This window comes from Synechococcus sp. W55.1, assembly GCF_047461655.1.
Taxonomy (GTDB): domain Bacteria; phylum Cyanobacteriota; class Cyanobacteriia; order Thermostichales; family Thermostichaceae; genus Thermostichus.
This window is the reverse complement of the sequence record NZ_JANSHN010000017.1, coordinates 1-21759: the sequence shown is the minus strand read 5'-3', so window position 1 is coordinate 21759 and position 21759 is coordinate 1. Positions and strand designations below refer to the sequence as shown.

Genomic DNA, 21759 nt, shown 5'->3' with positions numbered 1-21759 from the left:
TAGCTGAAGAGACGAGGTAGACTCATGCCTTGGGATCTGGGGCGGTTCTGGAACACACTCACCTACTATGAGGCCCTGCCTTTGGCGGAGGTGTGGCGTTGGGTTCAGAATGGGTTCCAGGCCGTGGAGGATGATTGTGTGCCACCTTCTCTTGCCGAGTCGGCTCCTATCCAGGTGGGGGTAGTGGGGGAAGGTTTGCCTGACGGGTTGGCGGAGGCGCTGCGGCAGCAGGGCGTGGAGGTGAGCCAGACACCAGATTGGGCGACGGCAACGGTGATCCTGGGTTTGGAGGATCCACCAACGGCCAAGGCTTATCTGGAGCAATTGCGCAGCAGTGGGCAAACGGAGCGGATGCTGTTCGACTTTCGCCGGCCCAACCCGGATTTGCATCGGTTTTGGGGCATTTTGGACGATGTGGTGATGGGCGGGGCGAGCCAAAGCCAACTGCTCTGGGGAAAGGAGGAGCTGCTGTTCGCAGGCCAGGTTTCCACGGCCAACTTTGGGGGGTTTGTTTCCACGCGCACCCGCAATTGTCAGCCGCCGCTGGACTTATCGGAGTTTGCCGGTCTGGAGCTGCGCCTGCGAGGGGATGGGCAGCGGTATAAGATATTACTGAGGGATGAAAGCGGCTGGGACAGCCCCGCCCACGGCTATGCCTTCGACACCAGGCCGGGAGAGGAGCAGACCGTTCAGATCCCTTTTGCGGAGATGGTTGCCACGTTCCGCGCCCGCCGGGTTTCTGCTCCCCCTCTCAATAGTCGCCAGATCTACTCGCTGCAACTGATGCTAAGCAAGTTCGAGGCCGATGGCAGCCCAAACCCCCGCTTCCGGCCTGGGCCCTTTCAGCTGGCCGTGCGCTGGATCGGGCTGTATCGCCGGGAGGGGCTGCCGCAATTGATCGGGGTGGCGCGGGGATCCCTTGCCCCGGAGTGGATAGCTGCCCTGCAGGGTAGCTCCAGCCGTTGGTGTGGGGTGGAAATTCCGGCGGAGATGGAGGGATCCGCTCTGGCAGCCCAGTTGCTGCGGCTGATGCGGTCGCCTCAAAATGTGGGCCGGGTGGAACGATGGGCGGCCTTCCATGCTTAGGTTCCCGGCCTGCTTGCCTTTCAAAGGATCCCTGGGATGGGCCTTGGGGATGGGTTTTTTGGCCGGGCTATGGCTCCTATGGGGGCAGGGGATCCCCTATCTGTTCGACTGGGATGAGCTGATCTACGCCAGCTTGGCGCGGCAGATGCTGGCCAGCGGGGATCCGCTCTCGTTGGCGATCAACGGGGAGCCCTTTTTTGAAAAGCCGCCCCTGTTTTTTTGGCTGCAGGCCCTGTCCATGGCTGTTTTGGGGATGAACGAATGGGCGGCGCGGTTGCCCAATGCCTGGGTGGGCGGGATCACAGTGGCGCTATTGGTGGGGTGGGGATCCCATCTGCGTGGGGTGGGGTTTGGCTGCCTGTGGGGGATCCTACTGCTGACGGGCTACCTGCCCTTGTTTTTTTACAAAACCGGCCTCATCGACCCGCTGTTGAATCTGGGGATGGGGGTGGGTCTGGGATCCCTGTTGGCCGCGGATCAGGCGCGTCGGGTGGGGTGCTCCGGTCGGGTTTGGAAGGCGGTGGGGGCGCTGGCTCTGGGCTTGGCGGTGTTGGCCAAAGGGCCAGTGGGGTTGGTGTTGCCGCTGCTCATCTGGGTTGGCTACAAGGTCTGGCACCGGGATCCCCAGACCGGCTGGGGAGACACTCTGGCTTTTCTGGGCTTGGCGGCGGCTATTCCCCTCGCTTGGCTGGCGCTGGAAGGGGTGCAACGGGGGCCGCAATGGGTGGAAGAGTTTGGGCGCTACCAATGGCGCATCCTCACCACCTCGGATGGGCATCCCGGCCCGGTTTATTTTCATCTGCTGGCCTTTGCCTTGGGGTGCTTTCCCTGGGGCGCTCTGGCCTTGGCCGGGATCCTGCAGACGATCCCCAGGAGTATGGGCTTGGTGGATTTGACTCGGCGGGCAGAACATCTGCTGTTGGTGGCTTTTGGGGTGGTGCTGGCCTTGTTTTCGCTGCTGGTGCAAACCAAGCTGGTACACTACACCTCGCTGCTGTATCCCATTGGGGCCTACTTTGCTGCCGTGCGCCTGCAGCGCCTGGTTGCTGAGAAAAGAGGGCCCAGTTTTTGGGAAAGTGCCTGGATCCTGCTCAGTGGCTTGTTTTGGCTGGCCCTGTGGCTGGTGCTGCCCTGGCTGGGATCCCAGGACCCCGCTGGGCTAGTCCAAGCATGGGTCTTTGCCGGCATCCCTGACGACTTTTCCAGCAGCTTGGTGCTGGGATACCTGCAGGCTGAGGTGGAGTGGCCGGTGTTGACCTACGTCCCCGCCGCGATCCTGCTGCTGGGAATTCTCCTTTGGAGTCGAGGACGGCGGCGGGCTTGGGGCTGGACAGTTTTGCTCTTGGCCACGGGACTGAGCGCCCAACTGGCCTGGTGCTGGGTCTTCCCCCGCCTGCTGCAACACACCCAGGGAGGAGCCGTCCACTTTTTCCGGCAGTTTGCCACTTCCGAAAACAACGCCCAGCCGGCTCTCTCTGGAACGGTGGGCCTGTACGGCTTTCGCTCTTTTGTACCCTATTTTTATGGCCCGCTGCAGGTTCCCTACGCCGCCAGCCCAGAAGAGCTGGCCGACTGGCAAGCCCAGGGGCAGGCGCCCGACTACCTGGTTACCTGGGATCCCTTTGTAGCTGAACTTACAGCTCCCGAGGGCGAACAGGCAGCCATTCTGGGATCTTGGCGGGTCGTCGAGCGCCGCAGTCCCTTTTGGCTGTTGAAAAAAACCTCTTCTCCTCCCTAGGCCCCAGATGAGCCAGTACGTGCTGCGCATCAGCGATATTCCTGCCCAAGATCGTCCCCGCGAGCGGCTGCTCAGCCAAGGGGCAAGGCACCTCTCCCACGCCGAGCTGCTGGCCATCTTGCTCAACACTGGCCAGGGGCCAGGCAAGCTCTCGGCAGTCGGCCTCGCCCAGTTGCTCCTGAAAAAATTGGAAGCCCAAGGGGATCCCTTGGCCCAACTGCGCCAGGTGGAGGCAGGGGAGCTGCTGCAAATTGAAGGCATTGGCCCGGCCAAGGCAGCAACGGTGTTGGCCGCCATCGAGCTGGGGCGACGGGTGTTTTTGGGTCGCCCGCCAGAACGCACGGTGATCGAGTCGCCGGAACAGGCAGCCATGGCCCTGAGCGGCGACCTGATGTGGGAGACCCAGGAGCATTTTGCCGTTTTGCACCTAGATATCAAGCACCGCCTCATTGGCCAGCAGATCGTAACCCGGGGGACAGCCACCGAAACCCTCACCCATCCGCGGGAAACCTTCCGCAGCGCCATCAAGCAAGGAGCCAGCCGCATCCTGGTGGCCCACAACCACCCTTCCGGCAGCTTGGATCCCAGCCCAGAAGATCTTGCCCTTACCCGGCAACTCTTGCAGGCGGGGCAACTGCTGCAGATCCCGGTTTTGGATCACCTTATCCTCGGCGGCGGACAGTTCCTCAGCTTGCGCCAACGCACCAACCTTTGGCAGGAGTTTCCCCAGCCGGAGTAGTCCTCACCCTCAGCCCTTCTCCCAGAGAGAGAGGGGGGACAGGTTTGCCGCCATTTGGCCCATGCAAGGGATCCCTGTATGGCTCTCAAGAATCCGGAAGCGGCTCAAAACGCATCCCCACCTTGAGCTGGCCGCCATTGACCAAGTCCCAAGCCGATTGTTCTTTTCTGCCGGGCAGTTGCGCCCGTCGAATCAACAGAGATCCCTCTCCTGTGGCTACGTAGATCCCTTCTCCCCTGGCCAACCCCACCACTTCTCCGGGACTGCCCTGGGGGATTTCAGGGGGTGGCGAGTGCAGTTGGGGAGAGGCAGAGCGGACAATCTTTATCCGCTGCCCCCTCAAACTGGTGAAACAGTCGGGGGAAAAGGCGCGAATTTGATTGTGCAAAGCTTGAGCCGAGCGCTGCCAATCCAGATGAAAATCTGGCTTCTTCAACAGAGGAGCATAAGTAGCCTGGGATCCGTCCTGAGGAATAGGGGTGAGTTCGCCTTTCTCCAATTTCAGGAGTGTTTCCACCAAGAGTTCTGCCCCCAGTTGAGCCAGTTGGGGTGCCAATTCTAGGCTGGTTTGCTCTGGCCCAATGGGTAGCTTGGCCTGGAGCAAGATGGCTCCTGTATCCATTCCCTCATCCATGAGCATCGTGGTTACGCCGGTCTCGGTTTCTCCGTTGGCAATGGCCCACTGGATGGGAGCAGCGCCACGATAGGCCGGCAACAGGGATCCATGCACATTCACACAGCCCAGCTTGGGCATCTGCAACACCGTCAGGGGCAAGATCTGGCCGTAGGCCACCACCACAAACACATCGGCGGCCAGGGCCTGCAAAGCTGCCAGCACCTCTGCATCCCGCCGCAAGCGGACAGGCTGCCACACAGGGATCCCGTGGGCTTGAGCCAACACTTTGGTAGCGGGCGGGAGCACCTTTTGCCCTCGCCCCTGGGGCCGATCCGGCTGGCAGACCAATCCCACCACTTCAAAGGGAGACTGCGGCTGCAACAGGATCCGCAGCGAAGGCAGGGCAAACTCTGGCGTGCCGAAAAAAACAACCCGCATGGCCAACCCCAACGAGCACTGTCCTTCAGAATACGCTCAGCCAGCGGCTGCAAACGCTCGGCTACTTACTATCTCCTCCGTCAACTGACACCCGGAGATTCAGTCTGGGAGGCAGGAGAAGGGGGTGGCGGCTTATCCAGCGGAGAGATTTCTCTCTCTGAGATGGGGGATCGCCCGGTCAAGGGCACTTGGGGGGCCTGCCAAAAGGCGGGCTGTTTGAGATCGAACTCCTGGCTCCAGGCCGGGAAAAAAGAGCCCAGTTTTTGCCCGGAAAGCCGCAGCCTTTGCAAGAAAGTCCATTCCAGACGGGTCAAGGCTCGCCGCAGAAAATCCTTAGCCCAAGCCGGATCCGGAGCTTCTGCCGCCTGCAAGTTCACCTGCAAGAGGCCCAGCTTGGGATGGAAATGAACCCGTGCTTGGATCCCTTCTGGACGCAACAGGTAATTCAGTACCTGCTGGATGGCTACCCCATCCCCCCGCTGAGCGCGATACAGAGGGCTGTTGGGGTTGGGCTGGGGCTGATAGCGCCACTCGCGGTGCCATTCCGGGATCCCTTCGTTGGCCAAAAAGCCAAAAAGCTCCACCTGACGTTGCCTGTGGGTCAGCGCCATGTGCTCCAATGCCGGCGAGAGGCTCTCCAGCAAAGCATTCGGCTCAGGCAGGGGATCCCCTTCTAGACGCAGCAACAGGCGGTGGCCGGAAAGCCGCGCTTGTACCTGGAGATAACCCAACCCCAGGGATCCCAGGGCTTTTTGCAGATCGGCCAAAATGGCGGGCAGAGGAGCCTGGACATCCAAAGAATCGCTCACCGACAAAAGATCTCCAACAAGCCCTAACCCAACCTAGCCAATTTCCAAGGTTGCTTGGATCCCTGGGATCGCCGGCCAAGATGGCCAGATCCATTCACCTCAGTTGCTAGACCCCCAGGATCAGGCGAGCTGCAGCGAACTGAGTTAACCTCAGCAACGGCTACAGCCCATAGAAATCCGGCCCGGATCCCTCGTAGCTGGGGTTGACCCGCAAGTTTAAGTGGGGACAGATGATCTCGCAGGTGCGGCACTGGATGCAGTTTTCCAAAGACATGGCATGGGAGCGGATGCCATTTTGGTCGCGGATGTGGTGTACCTCGGCTGTGCAGTCGGCCACGCAGGGGGTGGGGCGATTCAGCTTGTCGTAGGCGGCGATGCACCGGCGGCAGGTTTCGGCGTCGAACTCCAAGATATGACGGTTACCCTCGGGGTAGCGGGGATCCGCGAAAAAAACCGCATCGGGCCGCGAGAAATAGCCCGGTCGAGAGGCCAATTCCTGGGGAGCCAAGGTTGTGGGGGCCACAAAATCCGCTTGAATGGCAGCGTGGGGGGCCACATAGCCTCGCGGGGGTGGCTCGCTGGGGCTGACCCGCCCGGTGAGCAGGGTGTAGGCGCGCAGAGTTTCTCGTCCGCGGCGAACGGGATCCTGTAAACCCCAGCGCAGGGATCCCAGCCAGGGATGGCCGGCATCGACGCTGCGGCACACCTGAGGCAAGTATTCTTCCAGCAAGCGGGAGTTCTCCAGAAAAGCCTCGCGGAAATAGCGACTGCGGTAGAGGTTTTGCCCCACCGCACTTTCCATCACCGCCCTTTGGTAGTCGGCCTGGATGCGCAGATCCCCTTTCAAGAAGCCATCGTGAATGAGGCCCGCCGCCAGATAGCCGGTTTCCATGGCATTATCCACCCCGGCCAAGCTGCCCACATCCAACACCCCCAGCGCATCCCCCAACAGCAGGGCTCCCTCAACGCCAAACCGGGTGGGCAGGCTGTGGTAGCCCCCTTCGGGAATCACGGCAGCCCCGTACTTGAGCAACTTGCCGCCGGCAATCAGGGACTGGATCCAGGGGTGAGCTTTGAACTCCTGCAGACGCTGCTGGGGGTTAAGGTTGGGGTTCTTGCTGTCTAGGCCGATGATCAGACCTAAGGCCAGGCGATTGTCTTTGAGGCCATAGACAAAGCCCCCGCTGAAGCTGCCATCCAAAACCGGGTAGCCCAAGGTATGCCACACCTGCCCCTGCAGGGACTGGGGGATCTGCCACACCTCTTTGACCCCCACCGACCACAATTGCGGGTTGGGGCGCAGTTGAAACTTCTCGATGAGATCTTTGGAAATGAAGCCTTTGTCGCCAAAGCAGGTGAGTTCGGCAAAGATACAGTCTTCGTACACTTGGCCAGAATCGCTTGCCCGTACCCCGATCACCCGCTCCCCCTCGTAGAGGATTTCATGGGCGGCAAAGCCGGGGAACACATCGAGGGTAACATTTGGGATCCCTTTGGCTTTTTCCTGCAGGGTTTCGGCCAGCCAGCGGATCACGTGGCTGAGGGTGAGAATGAACTGCCCCTGCTTGCGAAATCCCGGCGGGATCACCGCTTCCGGCAGATCCCAGCGCTGTTGGGATCCCAGCACGCTCAAGTGATTGGCTTCCACCCGGCCTTCGTGGGGAAATCCTTGGCTTTCAAAATCGGGGAAGAGCTTGGCGATCACTTGGAGGTTGCAGATGGCGCCACTGACGATGTGACCGCCGAATTGGCGGGCTTTTTCCAAAATGGCAATAGAGATTTTCAGCCCAGAGAGCTTGGCCAGATCCAAAAGGCGGTGGGCCAAGATCAAGTTGGAGGAGCTTCCCCCCACCAAAAGAAGGTCGTAGCGGATGGCTTCACTCATAGTCCCCCACACGGTAGCTCTGGATACCCTGCCTGTATCCTAAAAAGGGGAAGGGGAAAGGGGGCAAAACTTTAGACCTTCTCAAGCCTCTGGTTGAGCCGCCAGCAAAATGATTGTCATTGGCTTAATGTCGGGCACCTCTGTAGACGGGATCGATGTAGCCATCGTCCGCATCGAGGGCGACGATTCCCTACAGTGGGAGTTGATACATTTCCAAACAATCCCCTATTCCCCGACGCTGCGGGCAGAGATTTTGCGGGCTGCGAATCCCAAAACCGGCACGGTAGATCACATCTGCACCTTGAACTTTCGCTTGGGTCGAGCTTTTGCGGCAGCGGCCTTGCAAGGGATCCAGGCGGCCCATCTTACCCCCCAACAGATCGATCTCATCGGCAGCCATGGCCAAACCCTTTGGCATAACCCCAGTGGGCCAGAAGCTTCGACTTTGCAAATCGGTGAAGCTGCGGTGATTGCCGAGCTGACCGGGATCCCGGTGGTGAGCAATTTTCGGGCGCGGGACATGGCGGCAGGAGGCCAAGGCGCACCTTTGGTAGCTTTTGTGGATTGGCTGCTGTTGAGGCATCCCCACCTTCATCGTGTGGCCCAAAACATCGGCGGCATTGCCAACCTCACCTATCTCCCCAGCCTCTGCAGTGGGGGATCCCCCTTGGCCTTCGACACTGGCCCCGGCAACATTTTGATCGATCTGGCGGTGATGCGGGCCAGCCAAGGACAACAAGCCTTTGATCGCGACGGAAAATGGGCTGCCCAAGGCCAGATCCACTGGGAAAAAATTACAGAATGGATGCGGGATCCCTATTTTCAAAAGGCACCGCCCAAAACCACTGGTCGGGAGTATTTTGGATCCCTTTATTTAGAGCGAATTTGGCCCCAATTTATATCCGCCCACGACTGTATTGCCACCCTCACAGGGTTTACGGCCTGCTCCATTGCCCAAGCCTATAGGGACTTTTTGCCCGCGACCCCAGATCAAGTTATTCTCAGCGGTGGCGGCACCCAAAACCCTGTTCTCATGCAACTGCTGCAGGAGCAACTGCCGACCACAACCCTGTTGACTTCCGACCAAGTGGGGATCCCTTCTAAGGCCAAAGAGGCCCTTGCCTTCGCGGTATTGGCCTATAAAACCTGGCAAGGTAAGACCAACAATTTACCGGAAGCAACTGGGGCAAGACATGCTGCCATCCTGGGCCAAATCACACCCTCTTGTCGTAACCAGTCCTAACTCATCTGTATCGTTATCTCCAACAAGCTTGAGCCATTCCTCATACTCCCGAGGAAAGAGAAATGTCCGGAATTGCGGCGGAGCCTCTGCCGAATCCAGATCTCGCTAGGATGTCACGCAAGGCTGAGAAAAGCGATAAAGTTACCTTGCCAAGATCTATAAATCAAAAGCCCTAGTTCTTATGAAGGATCGTCCTCTGCCTCCACTTCTGCTGGCAATCATGATTTTTAATTTCTTCATTCTCTTTGGCTGTAGTGTTGTCCGGCATCACCTGTTTCAGTCTGGAGGATATGATCTTGGCATCTTCGACCAATCCATCTATCTAATCAGTCGGGGAGAGGTTCCGTTTTCGACCATTCGAGGGATCCATATCCTTGGAGATCATGCGGCCTTTATTCTCTACCCTATCAGCCTCTTGTATCGCATTGTCCCCTCGGTCTATTGGCTATTTGGACTCCAATCTCTGGCGTTAACGTTGGGGGCATCGGCCATTTATCACCTTGCGCTTCAGGCCAAGGTCGATCCCAGCCAAGTGATGGTGATTGCCACAGCCTATCTTCTCTATCCGGCCATTTTTAACGCCAACCTTTTTGATTTTCATCCAGAGGTTTTGGCCGTTCCCCTTTTCTTGGCGGCTGTGCTCTGCATTCGCTCTGGAAAATTGTGGGGGTTCCTTCTCTGTTTGAGCGGCATCCTCGGCTGTAAAGCAGTGTTGTCTCTCAATGTTGTCGCCCTGGGAGCCTGGCTGTTGCTTTGGGAAAGAGGACGAATTCAAGAACGCTGGCAATGGTGCTGCCAAGTGGGCGGCTGGACGGCAATTGCAGCAGGATCAGCTTGGTTTGGGATAGCCACTTTTGGGGTCATTCCTCACTTCAGCGGCAGCGAGCCGGCAGCCGTTTCTCATTACGACTATCTAGGGAATTCTGTTGCGGAAATTGTTCAAGGTTTAATCTTGAGACCGATGCTGGTTTTGAGCAAAGTCTTCTCTCTGGACACCCTGTTTTATGGATTTTTATTGGTTGCGCCTTTGGCTTGGGGCCTCTCTTGGCGACACTGGGATCCCTGGATCCCTGCCCTGCCTACCCTGGGTTTGAATATACTCTCCAGCAACCCCGCCTATCGAGATCTGGTGCATCAGTACGCTTTGCCTATCGTTCCTTTCTTGTTCTTAGCTGTCATCGAGAATGTGAAAAATCACCTCTTCCAGAGCCATTTTATAAAAGATGGAAAACTGCCCCTGATCTGGTCTTCGCTGGCCTTTTTGGCCTTGGGGAAATACACCTTTTTCGGCTCGATTTATCTCAGCTCCCTGGACACTTGGCAGGCAACCCGACAGGCTCTTGCCCAGATCACCACCCAAGGGGGCGTCCTCACCACCCACGAGATCAGCCCTCACCTCACCCAGCGACCTGTAATCTACTTTACAGACGAGGGCCGCTTCAATGGATCCCCGCCCTCTCAGTGGGATCCCTTTGATTATGTGTTGCTCAACACCCGTCATCCGGGGTGGCGCAGCACTCCAGAGTTCTCCCGCATCCTGATCGAAGCTTTACAGAAGGAAACCCAGTTTCAGCTTCTGTACCATCAAGATGGGGTGTATTTGTTCTCTAGGTTACGAAAAGACCTCTAAGAATCGCACAAGAATCGCAATTCTAAGGACTGCAGACTACTTTATTGGCACTTGATCTAATTGACTTAAACCAAGTCTTCTTCTCGTTGCAACAAATGATTAAGAAACTGCTGCTTCAATCTAAAGAAATTGTTTACACTTGCAAGGCTTAATCTGAGCTTAGTCTTCTCTTAACTTCAAGCCACTAACTTTGTAGTGCCTATCCTCATGCGCGAATAGAGTAGCGCAGGGGTTAGGTGCTGTTTTATAAGACTCGCCAAGTTTCTAAACAAAACTTGTCAAGACAAGAGGAGAAGTCAACATGAGTATCCATTCGCATGGCCCTAAGCTTCGTCCTGGAGACGAGCCTATGTGTAACCACTCTCCCAACCCCACTTTCAGCAGCATCCTGGAGAGCCGTTTGCAGCGGCGTCAAGTGTTGCAGGGGGGAATTGCTGCAGCGGTGGCCACCTTTTTTGGCTTGCCTGCGCTGAACGGTGCTTCCAAATCGGCAAAAGCCGCCAGTGGCAGTGCTTTGCTGGGCTTCAAGGCAATTCCTGTGAGCGCGGAAGACAAACTGGTGGTGCCCGAAGGCTACACTGCCCGTCCGCTGCTGGCTTGGGGTACTCCCATCACCGGCACCTATCCACAGTTCAAGCTGGAAAACACCGGTGCCGAGCAGGGAATGCAGGTGGGCAGCCACCACGATGGCATGCACTTCTTCCCCATTGACGGGAAGGATCCCTGGCAGGGCAGCTCCACCGAGGGTTTGCTGGTGTTTAACCACGAGTACGTTGAGCCTCGGTTTATGCATGCTGCGGCTGTGGGCCAGAAGCTGGATTCCGACCTGTATCCCACCAATCCTGACGGCAGCCGCGATCCCGACCAGGTGCTGAAAGAGCTGAATGGCCACGGGGTGAGCATTGTCCACATCAAGCAGCAGGGAGACGGCAGTTGGGAAGTGGTGCGGGATCGCCTCAACCGCCGCATCACCGGTCTTACCCTCATGGAGATCCACGGCCCGGTGCGGGGATCCGACTTCGTGAAAACCAAGTTCAGCCCCGAAGGCACGATGACCCGTGGCACCCTGAACAACTGCGCCCACGGCGTCACTCCCTGGAATACCTACCTCACCTGTGAGGAGAACTGGGCGGGCTACTTTAGCAACACCAGCAAAGGCCCCGACCAAAAGCCCAACCTGCCCCGGGAGCACAAGCGCTACGGCGTGAGCACCGAGACTTCTCGCTACGGCTGGGAGCTGGCCAGCAACAAGGCAGACGAGTTCATCCGCTTCAATGCCACCCCCACCGCTGCGGATGCCACCCAAGACTACCGCAATGAGCCCAACACCTTTGGCTGGGTGGTGGAGATCGATCCCTTTGATCCCAGCAGCACTCCCAAGAAGCGCACCGCTCTGGGCCGCTTCGCCCACGAAGGCGTGGTGTTTCAGCCGCCGGTGGAAGGCCAGCCGATTGTGGCCTATATGGGGGACGATGCCCGCTTTGAGTACATCTACAAGTACGTCTCTGCCGAGCCCTACCGCAAGGAAACGGCGGGTGGACATCTGTTGGACAATGGCACCCTGTATGTGGCCAAGTTCAACGAAGATGGCACGGGCGAGTGGCTGCCGCTGGTGTTTGGGAAAAACGGCCTGACCCCGGAAAACGGCTTCACCAGCCAAGCAGACGTGTTGGTGAATACCCGCACGGCGGCAGATTTTGTCGGTGCTACTAAAATGGACCGGCCTGAGTGGGGAGCGGTGGATCCGCAAACCCGCATGGTCTACTTCACCCTGACCAACAACAGCCGTCGGGAACAAGACCAGGTGAACGCTGCCAACCCCCGTCCCAAAAACAAGTGGGGCCACATCATCCGCTGGAAGGAAGCCAACGACCGGCCTCAAGCCACCCGTTTCGAGTGGGATCTCTTTGTCTTGGCCGGGCCGCCGGAAGATAGCCGCAAGCTATCGGGCCAGCCCCTCAATGAAGACAACATCTTCAACTCTCCCGATGGTCTGTGGTTCGATGCCAGCCGTCGCCTCTGGATCCAGACCGACACCAGCGAAAGCAATCTCAACAAAGAGGAGTTTGCGCCTTTTGGCAACAACCAAATGTTGGCTGCCGATCCGGATACAGGGGAAATTCGCCGCTTTTTAACCGGGCCGATTGGGCAGGAAATCACCGGTGTGGTCACCACTCCCGATCAGCGCACCATGTTCATCAACGTGCAGCACCCAGGCGCCAGCACCAGCGAGGACGACTTTGCCGCCGGCAAGGTCAATTCCCGCTGGCCAGACTACGACCCCAATCTCTACCCCCGCTCGGCGGTGGTGGTGATCACCAAAAATGACGGCGGGATCATCGGTACCTAGTTGTCTCTGAGGCCGTCAGCCCATAAAACCCAGCGGCAGGGATCCTTCATCTCTGCCGCTTTCTTGCACTTAACCCAGCAAGGCTGATCCCTGCAGGGTCAGGAATCTGGAGCTATCTCTCAAGTACCAATTCTCCCTCTGGGAGACGAGCCGGGGGTGAGGGAAATTAATCCCACAGGTTCAAATCCGTCACTGCTCCCAAGCTGCTGCTGGAGACCAGCTTGGCGTACTTGGCTAGGGTGCCCCGTTTGTAGCGAGGCTCAGGAGGAGACCAGCGGGCGCGGCGGCGAGCCAGTTCTTCATCGCTCACGTGCAGGTGTAATAGGCGAGCCGGAGCATCGATGGTGATAAGATCCCCTTCTTCCACCAGGGCAATCGTGCCCCCCACATAGGCTTCGGGAGCCACATGGCCCACCACCATGCCGTAGGTGCCGCCGGAGAAGCGGCCATCGGTGATCAGGCCAACGCTATCCCCCAAGCCGGCGCCGATGATGGCCGAAGTGGGCGAGAGCATCTCCCGCATGCCGGGGCCACCTTTGGGGCCTTCGTAGCGGATGACCACCACATCCCCTGATCGGATCTGGCCGGAGAGGATGGCCTGCAGGCAGGACTCCTCTGAATCGAAGACCCGCGCCGGCCCGGTAATTTGCGGGTTCTTGACGCCGGTAATCTTGGCTACTGCTCCTTCGGGAGCCAGATTCCCCTTGAGGATGGCCAGATGCCCTTGGGGATACAGGGGGCTGTGCCAAGGGCGGATCACCTCCTGATCCGGGCTAGGCTCGTCCGGCACATCCCGCAGGACTTCGACGATGGTCTGGCCGGAGATGGTGAGGCAGTCCCCGTGCAGCAGGCCGTGGTTGAGCAGCATTTTCATCACCTGGGGGATCCCGCCGGCCCGGTGCAGGTCGGTGGCCACAAACCGCCCTGAAGGCTTGAGATCGCAGAGGACAGGCACGCGAGCACGAATGGTCTCGAAATCATCTAGCGTCAGGGGCACTTCTGCCGCATGGGCAATGGCCAGAAAGTGGAGCACGGCGTTGGTGGATCCCCCTACGGCCATGATCACCGAGATGGCATTTTCAATGCTTTTACGGGTGATGATGTCGCGGGGGCGGAGGTTGGCTTTGATGGCCTCTGCCAAGACCTTGGCCGATTGGGCTGCACTTTCGGCTTTTTCCTCGTCTTCTGCAGCCATGGTGGAGGAGTAGGGCAGGCTCATCCCCATGGCCTCAAACGCGCTGGACATGGTGTTGGCCGTGTACATGCCGCCGCAGGATCCCGCACCAGGACAGGCGTGGCGCTCCACCGCCAGCAGCTCTTCCTCGGAGATGCGCCCGGCGCTGAACTCCCCTACGGCTTCAAAAGCGCTCACGATGGTGAGGTCGCGGCCATTGTAGTGACCCGGCTTGATGGTGCCGCCGTAGACGAAGATCGAGGGTACATTGAGGCGGGCCATGGCGATCATCGCCCCCGGCATGTTCTTGTCGCAGCCGCCAATGGCCAAGAGGCCATCCATGCTCTGGCCGTTGACCACCGTCTCGATGGAATCGGCAATCACTTCCCGCGACACCAGCGAGTATTTCATCCCCTCCGTGCCCATGGAAATGCCATCGCTGATGGTGATGGTGCCGAACACCTGGGGCATACAGCCCGCTGCCTTCAGAGCCGCCTCCGCCCGCTCCGCCAGAGTTTGGATCCCCATGTTGCAGGGGGTGATGGTGCTGTGGGCGTTGGCAATGCCGACAATGGGCTTGCCGAAGTCTTCGTCGCGAAAGCCTACGGCCCTGAGCATGGCGCGGTTGGGGGAGCGCTGTACTCCCTGGGTAACCACTTGGCTGCGCAGCGGGAAAGGGGAATTGGCCATCATTGCAAGAGGAAACCGGGACGAAGTAGGGAGAGGAGAAAAGGGGTAGAACTCATCCTACCGCGTTTCTTCGGGGGAACATGAGCTTTCCCGGAAAGAGGGATCCGACCAAATCTGAAGCAACTCTGTAAGTTGTCTGCACCTGCGCCGAGGATCGGCCAGCCTACCTAATAGAAGGGATCCCAGGTTCCAATCGCCCTGGCAAGACCGAGTCCTTGCACTCCGGGTCAAGACGCAGGGGTCGGGGATCCCTTGTATGGGTGTTTTTCTTTCGTGTTGGCGAAGCCTCGTATGGTTCTCAGCTCTCCTCCCTCCCCGCCGGTAGTGTCCAGCAGCGCCGACCGCGTTGGCGGGACAGAGTCCTCACAGGAGATGTCGCGGGATGTGCTCACCCTCTCCCGTCATGTTTTGCAGCAGTTTGGCAGCTTTACGGCAGAGGCCCAAGACTTCAGCGCCCTGATGAACCGCATTGCCCTGGCCGGCAAGATGATTGCCCGGCGGCTGAGTCAGGCAGGACTGATCGAAGGGGCGCTGGGGGTTACCGGCAGCGTCAATGTCCAAGGGGAAGAACAGCAACAGATGGACGACTACGCCAACCGGGCCTTCATTCGCGCTTTGGAGCAAACGGGCCTGGTGTGTCGGCTGGTCTCGGAAGAGATGAAAACCCCGGCTCGCCTGCCGGAAAACTGCTCCCTCAGCCGCTTGGCCCTGATGATCGATCCCCTGGATGGATCCTCCAACATTGACGCCAACCTCAGCGTCGGCTCTATCTTCTCCGTCCTTCACCCTCTTGAGGATCGCCCGGAAGCGGACAACCAAGACCTGCTGCAACCGGGCCGTCGCCAACTGGCTGCAGGATATATTCTCTACGGCCCCAGCACCCAACTGGTCTACTCCGTTGGCAAGGGGGTACACGGTTTCACGTTGGATCCCAGCTTGGGGGAATTTATCCTCTCCCGCAGCGACATCCGCATTCCTGAACGCGGTTCCGTCTACAGCCTCAACGAGGGCTATTTCTGCCACTGGAGCGAAGGGATCCAAAACTTCGTTCGCTATGTCCACCGCCGCGATGGCTACGTCTCCCGTTACAGCGGCGCTTTGGTGGCGGATTTTCACCGCATTCTGCTCCAGGGCGGAGTTTATCTCTATCCCGGCACCCAGAAAAAACCGGAGGGCAAGCTGCGCCTGATGTACGAGGCCAACCCCCTGGCTTTTCTGGCCGAGCAGGCGGGCGGGGCGGCCACCACTGGCACCGAGGCCATCCTAGACATCGTCCCCCAATCTCTCCACCAACGGGTGCCCCTTATCATCGGCAGCCGCGAGAACGTGGAAGAAGTGCTGCGCTGCCTAGAGGGTTCTCTGGTGCCCTAGGTTCTTCCCAATCCTTCTCTTTGAGCCAAGCTGGCCTATGGTAACCCTGGCAGAAAACCCCCTTCGCGTTGGTCTCAACCAAGAACGCACCCCGGATCCCTGCATTGTGGTGCAGTTTGGCGCTTCTGGGGATCTGGCCGCCCGCAAGCTGCTCCCGGCCTACTATCGGCTGTTTGGGCAGCGGCGGCTGCCGCCGGAGTTTACCTTGGTGGGGGTGGCCCGCCGCGATTGGACTCACGAGGTTTATCGGGAAAAGATGCGGGCTGCCGTGCAGGAGTTTGCCCCCCAGGACTTGGGGCCGGAGGCCCTCTGGCAGGACTTCGCCAGCCGCCTGTTCTATTGCCGCCTCGATATCGGAGATGCTGAGAGCTATCTGCGCCTAAAGCAGCTGCTCAGCCAGCTGGACGAAGAGCGGGGCACCCGCGGCAACCGAGTGTTCTATCTGGCGGTGGCGCCGGACTTTTATGCTCAGGCCATCCAACAGCTGGGGGCAGCTGGCATGGTGGCCGATCCGACCAAAACGCGGGTGGTGATCGAAAAGCCCTTTGGCCACGACCTCACCTCGGCCCAGGAACTCAACCGCCTTGTGCAGCGAATTTGCCAGGAAGAGCAGATCTACCGCATTGATCACTACTTGGGCAAAGAGACGGTGCAAAACCTGCTGGTCTTCCGCTTTGCCAACGCCATTTTCGAGCCTCTCTGGAACCGCAACTACATCGACCATGTGCAGATCACCGTGGCGGAGACGGTGGGGGTGGAGGATCGGGCCGGCTACTACGACACTGCCGGCGCCCTGCGAGACATGGTGCAAAACCACCTAATGCAGATCTATTGCCTGACGGCCATGGAGCCACCTGTCTCACTGCGCAGCGATGGGGTGCGCAACGAAAAGACCAAGGTGCTGCAGGCCACCCGCCTAGCGGATCCCCGCAATGTGGCAGCCGCAGCGGTGCGGGCGCAGTACGGCCCTGGCTGGATTGCCGGCAAGCCGGTGCTGGGCTATCGGCAGGAGCCCAATGTCAATCCCCAGTCCAAAACCCCCACCTACGTCGCTCTGAAACTGGAGTGTGATACTTGGCGGTGGAAGGGGGTGCCCTTCTACTTGCGCACTGGGAAACGCCTGCCCAAGAAGGTTTCGGAGGTGGCCATTCACTTTAAGCAGGTGCCCCTTTCCCTGTTCCAATCGGCAGCTCGGGAGGTGAGCCCCAATATCCTGGTGCTGCGTATCCAACCCAATGAGGGTATCTCGTTGCGCTTTGAGGCCAAGATGCCGGGGCCAGAGATCCGCACTCGCTCGGTGGACATGGATTTCCGCTATGGGACGGCTTTTGGAGCGAGTACACCGGATGCTTACGATCGCCTGCTCCTGGATTGTCTGCTGGGGGATCCAACGCTGTTCACCCGTGCCGACGAGGTCGAAGCGGCTTGGCGGGTGGTGACGCCGGTGTTATCGGCCTGGGAATCGGAGCCCGGCAGCGGCAATGGCGGCAGTGCTGCACCGCCTCTGTTCACCTATGAGGCCGGCACCTGGGGGCCGAAGGCTGCCGAAGATTTGCTCACCCAATCGGGGCGGCGGTGGCGGCGCCTCTGATTTGGCTGCTCTCGGCTGGTAAACCATGGCCTATCCACCTCTGTGTAAGCCGGGGCACCCTCAGCAACAGGCAGAAGAGCATGAGCAGCTCAAGAGCCCTTTCAAATGGCCGCTGCAGAAGAGAACACCAAGACGTAGGGATCCCCGGCTGTTGCAGCTAACATGGGCATGGCCTGTTTATTGCGTGGGTATCATGCCGCCACTGTTGTTCCGGTTATCCGTCCGGCCCTGGCAAGCCTTGTCGGTGGGCCTGGCAGTTGTGTTGGGGATGGGAGGGTGGAGCTCTGCCCAGGCCCAGGTGTTGCTGCACGTCCCTCTGCCCAATGGGGGCTTGATGCAGGCCCAAGCGCTACAACTGGCCACCGACTCGCTGCGGCTGGCCCAGTTTGGTCAAACGGAAGAAGCGCTGCGCCGCCTGCAACTGGCCGTGGCCATGGTGCCCAACTCCTCAGAGCTGCTCTATGTTTTGGGCAACGTCCACCTAGAACTGGGGGACTTGGAGCAGGCGATTGCCTCGTTGCAGAAGGCCCGCGCCCTGTCTCCTCAAGATGGGGCTGTTCTCTACTCGCTGGGATCGGCTTATTTGCGGCAGGGCAGCTACTTTGCCGCTGCTGAAACCCTGGAACGAGCTGTGGCCCTGCAACCGGATAACCCCAATGCCCGCTTCCAACTGGGCAATGCCTACCTCATGCTGGATCGGTGGGATGCGGCCCGGCAGGAATATGAGAAGACCTTGGAGTTGGATTCCGCCTATTGGCCGGCCATGAACAACATTGGCTTGGTGGACTATGAGCAGGGGGATCTCGACGCCGCCATCGATCGCTGGGAACGCACGATAGAGATGAACGACTCTGTGGCAGAGCCCTATTTGGCCCTGGCGACTGCCCTCTACATTCGGGGAGAAACCGAACGGGCTGAGGAACTGGGGGCAAAGGCCATGCGCTTGGATCCCAACTACGCCCGCCTGCAGGTGTTGCGGGAGAACCTGTGGCGAGAAAACCTGCTGCGAGATGTGCAGATCCTCCTGCGCACCCGCCCTGTTGCAGAAGCTCTGCAGCAAGCCGCCATCGAGCAGTTCAACCGGCGGATGGGCCTTTCGGAATAGGCTCAGGAATTGACAGTGGGAACTTCCGCAGGGGATCCCTTGAGAACTCGTGCCTGAAACTTGGCCCGAATCCGCTCGGCAATCCCGGCACTATTCAAGCCTAGTTCTGCCAAGGATTCCTCGGGGGTGGCGTGCTCCACCCACACATCCGGCACCCCCAGGCGCAACAAAGGCACTGTCAGGTCGGCGTCGAGCAGGGCTTCGGCCACTGCCGAGCCAAACCCACCCATGAGGCAACCTTCTTCCACCGTCACCACCAAGCGGCTCTGTTCGGCCAAAGGCAGGATCAGCTCAGTATCCAGAGGCTTGGCGAAGCGGGCATTGACCACTGTGGCTGAGATACCGTGTTCTTTCAAGATCTCCGCCGCCTGCAGGCTGGGATGCACCATCGACCCATAGGCCAGGATCAACACCTCGCCACCGCTGCGCAGCACCTCGGCTTTGCCGATGGGCAGGGGTTCCCACCCCTCTTCTGCCAGAGGCACCCCCACGCCAGATCCGCGCGGGTAACGCATGGCGATGGGGCCCTGGGTGTACTGGATCCCGGTCACCACCATGCGCTGTAGCTCCGCTTCATCTTTGGGAGCCATTAGCACCATTTCCGGAATGCAGCGCAGATAGGCGATGTCGTACATGCCTTGGTGGGTGGGGCCATCGGCTCCTACAACTCCCGCCCGATCCAAGCAGAAGAAGACCGGCAACTTTTGGATACAGACATCGTGGATGATCTGGTCGTAGGCTCGCTGCAGAAAGGTGGAGTAAATGGCTACCACCGGGCGCATCCCCTCACAGGCCATGCCGGCGGCCAACGTCACAGCGTGCTGCTCGGCGATCCCCACATCCACAAACTGATCTGGCAGCTTTTCCTTCAGTTTGTCCAGGCCAGTGCCCGTATCCATAGCGGCGGTGATGCCGATGATGCGGGGATCCCGCTCGGCCAGCTTGCAGAGGGCATGGCCAAAGACCTTGCTGTAGCTGGGGGGCTTGGGCTTGGTGGGCGGGTAGGGCTTGCCGGTGGCCAGGTCGAAGCGGGATTGGGCATGATACCCCACCTGTTCCGCTTCGGCAGGCGGGTAGCCCTTGCCTTTGACGGTAGCTACATGCACCAGTACCGGGCCGGAGATGCCGTGGGCCAACTCAAAGGCATCCAACAACTCCGCCAGGTTGTGCCCGTCCACCGGCCCCACGTAGGTAAAGCCCAGCTCCTCAAAGATAATGCCGGCTTTGTTGTTTTGCACAGCGGTAACCAGCTTCACCGTTTCCTTGAGGCGGTCAATTTCTGGGCTGAGGCTGGATCCCAGTAGGGGCAGGTTCTTCAGTTGCTCTTCTAGGCTGTCGGCCAAAAACTGCACCGGCGGGCTGAGGCGCAGGCGGTTTAAATAGCGAGGGATCGCCCCCACATTGGGGGAAATAGACATGCCGTTGTCGTTGAGCACCACCATTAGGTTGGTCTTGGGCAGGTGCCCGGCGTGGTTGATGGCTTCATAGGCCATGCCTCCGGTCAGGGCACCATCCCCAATGATGGCCACCACCTTGAAGTTGTCTCCCCGCCGATCCCGAGCGATGGCCATGCCCAAAGCTGCCGAGATGCTGGTGGAAGCGTGCCCCGCCCCAAAGTGATCGAAGCGGCTCTCGCTGCGCTTCAGGTAGCCGGAAATTCCCCCCTTCTGGCGCAATGTGTGGAAATTGTGGTACCTGCCGGTGAGCATTTTGTGGGCATAAGCCTGGTGCCCCACATCCCAGATCACCTTGTCTCGATCCAGATCGAGGGTCTTGTAGAGGGCCAAGGTCAGCTCCACCACCCCCAGCCCTGGCCCCAGATGACAGCCGACCGGGGAATTGGCAGCCGTCTGCAGATGTTTGTCGCGAATCTGGCGGGCTAGGCTGCGCAACTGGCTCAGGTTCAGGTTTCGGAGCTGGTTGGGATGAGTGATGTCACTCAGGTGCATAATGGACTCGTCCTTCCGGTGTGATCTCACTCTAATTCATTTTCAGGAGGGGTTTTGTAGCCCTCCCTCTCAAAACTTCAAGGAATGCAGGGATCCCCTCAATGCTGGGCCAAGGGCAGTGAGATCTTGAAAGGGGCATGCCAAGGAGCTTATTCAAGGGTTAGCCTCGCGTAAGGCCCTCGGTTGCTCCGGAGTTAAGGGCTAGGGCCCACTGCCGCGATGGTTTCTTCCTTTTTGTTAGCCATGAAAATCGCCGCCAACATCACCCAGCTCATCGGTCGCACCCCGCTGGTGCGGTTGAATCGGATCCCGCAATCGGAGGGGTGCCTGGCCGAGATCGTGGTGAAATTGGAGAGCTTTAACCCTGCCGCTTCGGTGAAAGACCGCATTGCCGTCAGCATGATCGAGGCTGCCGAACAGGCCGGTTTGATCACCCCCGGCAAGACCATCTTGGTGGAGCCCACCTCTGGCAATACCGGCATTGGCCTGGCCATGGCCGCTGCTGCCAAGGGTTACCGGCTCATCATCGTCATGCCTGAGAGCATGAGCCTGGAGCGGCGACTGCTGTTGAAAGCCTACGGAGCAGAGGTGCACCTGGCCAGTAGCGCCGGCGGCATGGGGGAAGCCATCTGGAAGGCTGAAGAGATCGTCCGCCGCACTCCCAACGCTTACATGTTGGGCCAGTTCACCAATCCCGCCAACCCCCGGATCCATGCCAGAACCACCGGCCCGGAAATTTGGGAAGATACCGATGGTCAAGTGGATATCCTGGTGGCAGGGGTAGGTACCGGCGGCACCATCACGGGGGCGGGCGAGTTTTTGAAGGGGAAAAACCCAGCCATTCGACTGGTGGCCGTTGAACCCAAGGCCAGTGCCGTCTTGAGTGGTGGACGGCCCGGCTTTCATCGCATTGAAGGGATCGGAGCGGGATTCGTGCCTGATGTGCTGCGGCGCGACCTGCTGGATGAGGTGATCTCAGTGGAAGATGAAGAGAGCATGGTCTACAGCCGGCGCCTGGCCAAAGAAGAAGGGATCCTCTCCGGCATTTCCACTGGGGCTGCCTTGGCGGGAGCCATCCAGGTGGGGCGGCGACCGGAAAACGCTGGCAAGCGGATTGTAATGATCCAGCCTAGTTTTGGGGAACGCTACCTGAGCACACCTCTTTTTCGCGACTTGGAGCGGGATTCCGATTCGAGATGACGATGATGCTGAGACTGCTGCCCTACAGGTCGCCCTGGCCCAGAGGGCGAGCTAGCATGGGTGAGAGTGACGTGGCGGAACGGCAGACGCGCTAGACTTAGGATCTAGTGCCGCAAGGCGTAAGGGTTCAAGTCCCTTCGTCCGC

At 59.3% G+C, this 21759-nt stretch carries 15 protein-coding genes; 10 read left to right on the top strand and 5 right to left on the bottom strand.

The window, feature by feature from the left end; translation table 11 throughout:
* Positions 1 to 24 precede the first annotated feature (24 nt).
* Genes NW816_RS09555 through radC form a run of 3 tightly spaced genes read left to right on the top strand, consistent with a single transcriptional unit; the run spans position 25 to position 3563 of the window.
* Positions 25 to 1086 (top strand): CIA30 family protein, encoded by a 1062-nt coding sequence (locus tag NW816_RS09555; RefSeq protein WP_414408995.1) that lies wholly within the window; start codon positions 25 to 27, stop codon positions 1084 to 1086.
* The gene (locus NW816_RS09550; RefSeq protein ID WP_414408994.1) at positions 1079 to 2824 is read left to right on the top strand and encodes an ArnT family glycosyltransferase; all 1746 of its coding nucleotides are present in this window, start codon (positions 1079 to 1081) and stop codon (positions 2822 to 2824) included. The genes NW816_RS09555 and NW816_RS09550 overlap by 8 nt, the downstream gene beginning before the upstream one ends.
* 7 nt (positions 2825 to 2831) lie before the next feature.
* The gene (gene radC / locus NW816_RS09545) at positions 2832 to 3563 is read left to right on the top strand and encodes a RadC family protein (protein ID WP_414408993.1); all 732 of its coding nucleotides are present in this window, start codon (positions 2832 to 2834) and stop codon (positions 3561 to 3563) included.
* A gap of 85 nt (positions 3564 to 3648) precedes the next feature.
* Here radC and fmt read toward each other — a convergent pair whose 3' ends face one another.
* The 3 genes from fmt to NW816_RS09530 form a co-directional block, all read right to left on the bottom strand.
* Positions 3649 to 4617, bottom strand: a complete 969-nt coding sequence (fmt, locus tag NW816_RS09540; RefSeq protein WP_414408992.1) for a methionyl-tRNA formyltransferase — start codon at positions 4615 to 4617, stop codon at positions 3649 to 3651.
* A gap of 80 nt (positions 4618 to 4697) precedes the next feature.
* Complete coding sequence (locus NW816_RS09535; protein WP_414408991.1) at positions 4698 to 5426, bottom strand: hypothetical protein; 729 nt, start codon at positions 5424 to 5426, stop codon at positions 4698 to 4700.
* Between the two features lie 160 nt (positions 5427 to 5586).
* Positions 5587 to 7311 carry an electron transfer flavoprotein gene (locus tag NW816_RS09530; protein ID WP_414408990.1) on the bottom strand — a complete coding sequence of 575 codons (1725 nt, stop codon included), beginning with the start codon at positions 7309 to 7311 and terminating at the stop codon, positions 5587 to 5589.
* Between the two features lie 109 nt (positions 7312 to 7420).
* On the opposite strand from NW816_RS09530, the gene NW816_RS09525 reads away from it, so the two are divergent.
* The 3 genes from NW816_RS09525 to NW816_RS09515 all read left to right on the top strand — a co-directional run bounded on the left by NW816_RS09525 (position 7421) and on the right by NW816_RS09515 (position 12534).
* Positions 7421 to 8554 carry an anhydro-N-acetylmuramic acid kinase gene (locus NW816_RS09525; protein WP_414408989.1) on the top strand — a complete coding sequence of 378 codons (1134 nt, stop codon included), beginning with the start codon at positions 7421 to 7423 and terminating at the stop codon, positions 8552 to 8554.
* Positions 8555 to 8735: 181 nt separating this feature from the next.
* A complete protein-coding gene (locus NW816_RS09520) occupies positions 8736 to 10184 on the top strand; it encodes a DUF2079 domain-containing protein (protein ID WP_414408988.1) in 1449 nt (482 codons plus the stop codon).
* 349 nt (positions 10185 to 10533) lie between these two features.
* Positions 10534 to 12534 (top strand): PhoX family protein, encoded by a 2001-nt coding sequence (locus NW816_RS09515; RefSeq protein WP_414408987.1) that lies wholly within the window; start codon positions 10534 to 10536, stop codon positions 12532 to 12534.
* Between the two features lie 166 nt (positions 12535 to 12700).
* Here the strand turns inward: NW816_RS09515 and ilvD are convergent, their stop codons facing one another.
* Positions 12701 to 14398 (bottom strand): dihydroxy-acid dehydratase, encoded by a 1698-nt coding sequence (ilvD, locus tag NW816_RS09510; RefSeq protein ID WP_414409017.1) that lies wholly within the window; start codon positions 14396 to 14398, stop codon positions 12701 to 12703.
* A 372-nt stretch (positions 14399 to 14770) separates the two neighbouring features.
* Here ilvD and fbp point away from each other — a divergent pair, with 372 nt between their 5' ends.
* The 3 genes from fbp (at position 14771) to NW816_RS09495 (ending at position 18465) form a co-directional block, all read left to right on the top strand.
* Positions 14771 to 15769, top strand: coding sequence for a class 1 fructose-bisphosphatase (fbp, locus tag NW816_RS09505; protein ID WP_414409016.1), 999 nt, complete (start codon positions 14771 to 14773; stop codon positions 15767 to 15769).
* A gap of 37 nt (positions 15770 to 15806) precedes the next feature.
* Entirely contained in the window at positions 15807 to 17360 is a 1554-nt protein-coding gene (gene zwf, locus NW816_RS09500; RefSeq protein WP_414408986.1) for a glucose-6-phosphate dehydrogenase, read from the top strand.
* Positions 17361 to 17553: 193 nt separating this feature from the next.
* The gene (locus NW816_RS09495) at positions 17554 to 18465 is read left to right on the top strand and encodes a tetratricopeptide repeat protein (protein WP_414408985.1); all 912 of its coding nucleotides are present in this window, start codon (positions 17554 to 17556) and stop codon (positions 18463 to 18465) included.
* Between the two features lie 2 nt (positions 18466 to 18467).
* Here NW816_RS09495 and dxs read toward each other — a convergent pair whose 3' ends face one another.
* The gene (gene dxs, locus NW816_RS09490) at positions 18468 to 20414 is read right to left on the bottom strand and encodes a 1-deoxy-D-xylulose-5-phosphate synthase (RefSeq protein WP_414408984.1); all 1947 of its coding nucleotides are present in this window, start codon (positions 20412 to 20414) and stop codon (positions 18468 to 18470) included.
* Positions 20415 to 20657: 243 nt separating this feature from the next.
* Between dxs and cysK the strand changes: the two genes are divergently transcribed.
* Positions 20658 to 21614 (top strand): cysteine synthase A, encoded by a 957-nt coding sequence (gene cysK / locus NW816_RS09485; RefSeq protein WP_414390666.1) that lies wholly within the window; start codon positions 20658 to 20660, stop codon positions 21612 to 21614.
* Positions 21615 to 21759: the final 145 nt, after the last annotated feature.

Bases quoted from the DNA above. Each gene is read 5' to 3' on its own strand.
- cysK (WP_414390666.1), top strand. From the start codon at position 20,658: ATGAAAATCGCCGCCAACATCACCCAGCTCATCGGTCGCACCCCGCTG.
- zwf (WP_414408986.1), top strand. From the start codon at position 15,807: ATGGTAACCCTGGCAGAAAACCCCCTTCGCGTTGGTCTCAACCAAGAA.
- ilvD (WP_414409017.1), bottom strand. From the start codon at position 14,398: ATGGCCAATTCCCCTTTCCCGCTGCGCAGCCAAGTGGTTACCCAGGGA.
- dxs (WP_414408984.1), bottom strand. From the start codon at position 20,414: ATGCACCTGAGTGACATCACTCATCCCAACCAGCTCCGAAACCTGAAC.
- NW816_RS09495 (WP_414408985.1), top strand. From the start codon at position 17,554: ATGCCGCCACTGTTGTTCCGGTTATCCGTCCGGCCCTGGCAAGCCTTG.
- NW816_RS09550 (WP_414408994.1), top strand. From the start codon at position 1,079: ATGCTTAGGTTCCCGGCCTGCTTGCCTTTCAAAGGATCCCTGGGATGG.
- NW816_RS09555 (WP_414408995.1), top strand. From the start codon at position 25: ATGCCTTGGGATCTGGGGCGGTTCTGGAACACACTCACCTACTATGAG.
- NW816_RS09515 (WP_414408987.1), top strand. From the start codon at position 10,534: ATGTGTAACCACTCTCCCAACCCCACTTTCAGCAGCATCCTGGAGAGC.
- fmt (WP_414408992.1), bottom strand. From the start codon at position 4,617: ATGCGGGTTGTTTTTTTCGGCACGCCAGAGTTTGCCCTGCCTTCGCTG.
- fbp (WP_414409016.1), top strand. From the start codon at position 14,771: ATGTCGCGGGATGTGCTCACCCTCTCCCGTCATGTTTTGCAGCAGTTT.
- NW816_RS09530 (WP_414408990.1), bottom strand. From the start codon at position 7,311: ATGAGTGAAGCCATCCGCTACGACCTTCTTTTGGTGGGGGGAAGCTCC.
- NW816_RS09525 (WP_414408989.1), top strand. From the start codon at position 7,421: ATGATTGTCATTGGCTTAATGTCGGGCACCTCTGTAGACGGGATCGAT.
- NW816_RS09520 (WP_414408988.1), top strand. From the start codon at position 8,736: ATGAAGGATCGTCCTCTGCCTCCACTTCTGCTGGCAATCATGATTTTT.
- radC (WP_414408993.1), top strand. From the start codon at position 2,832: ATGAGCCAGTACGTGCTGCGCATCAGCGATATTCCTGCCCAAGATCGT.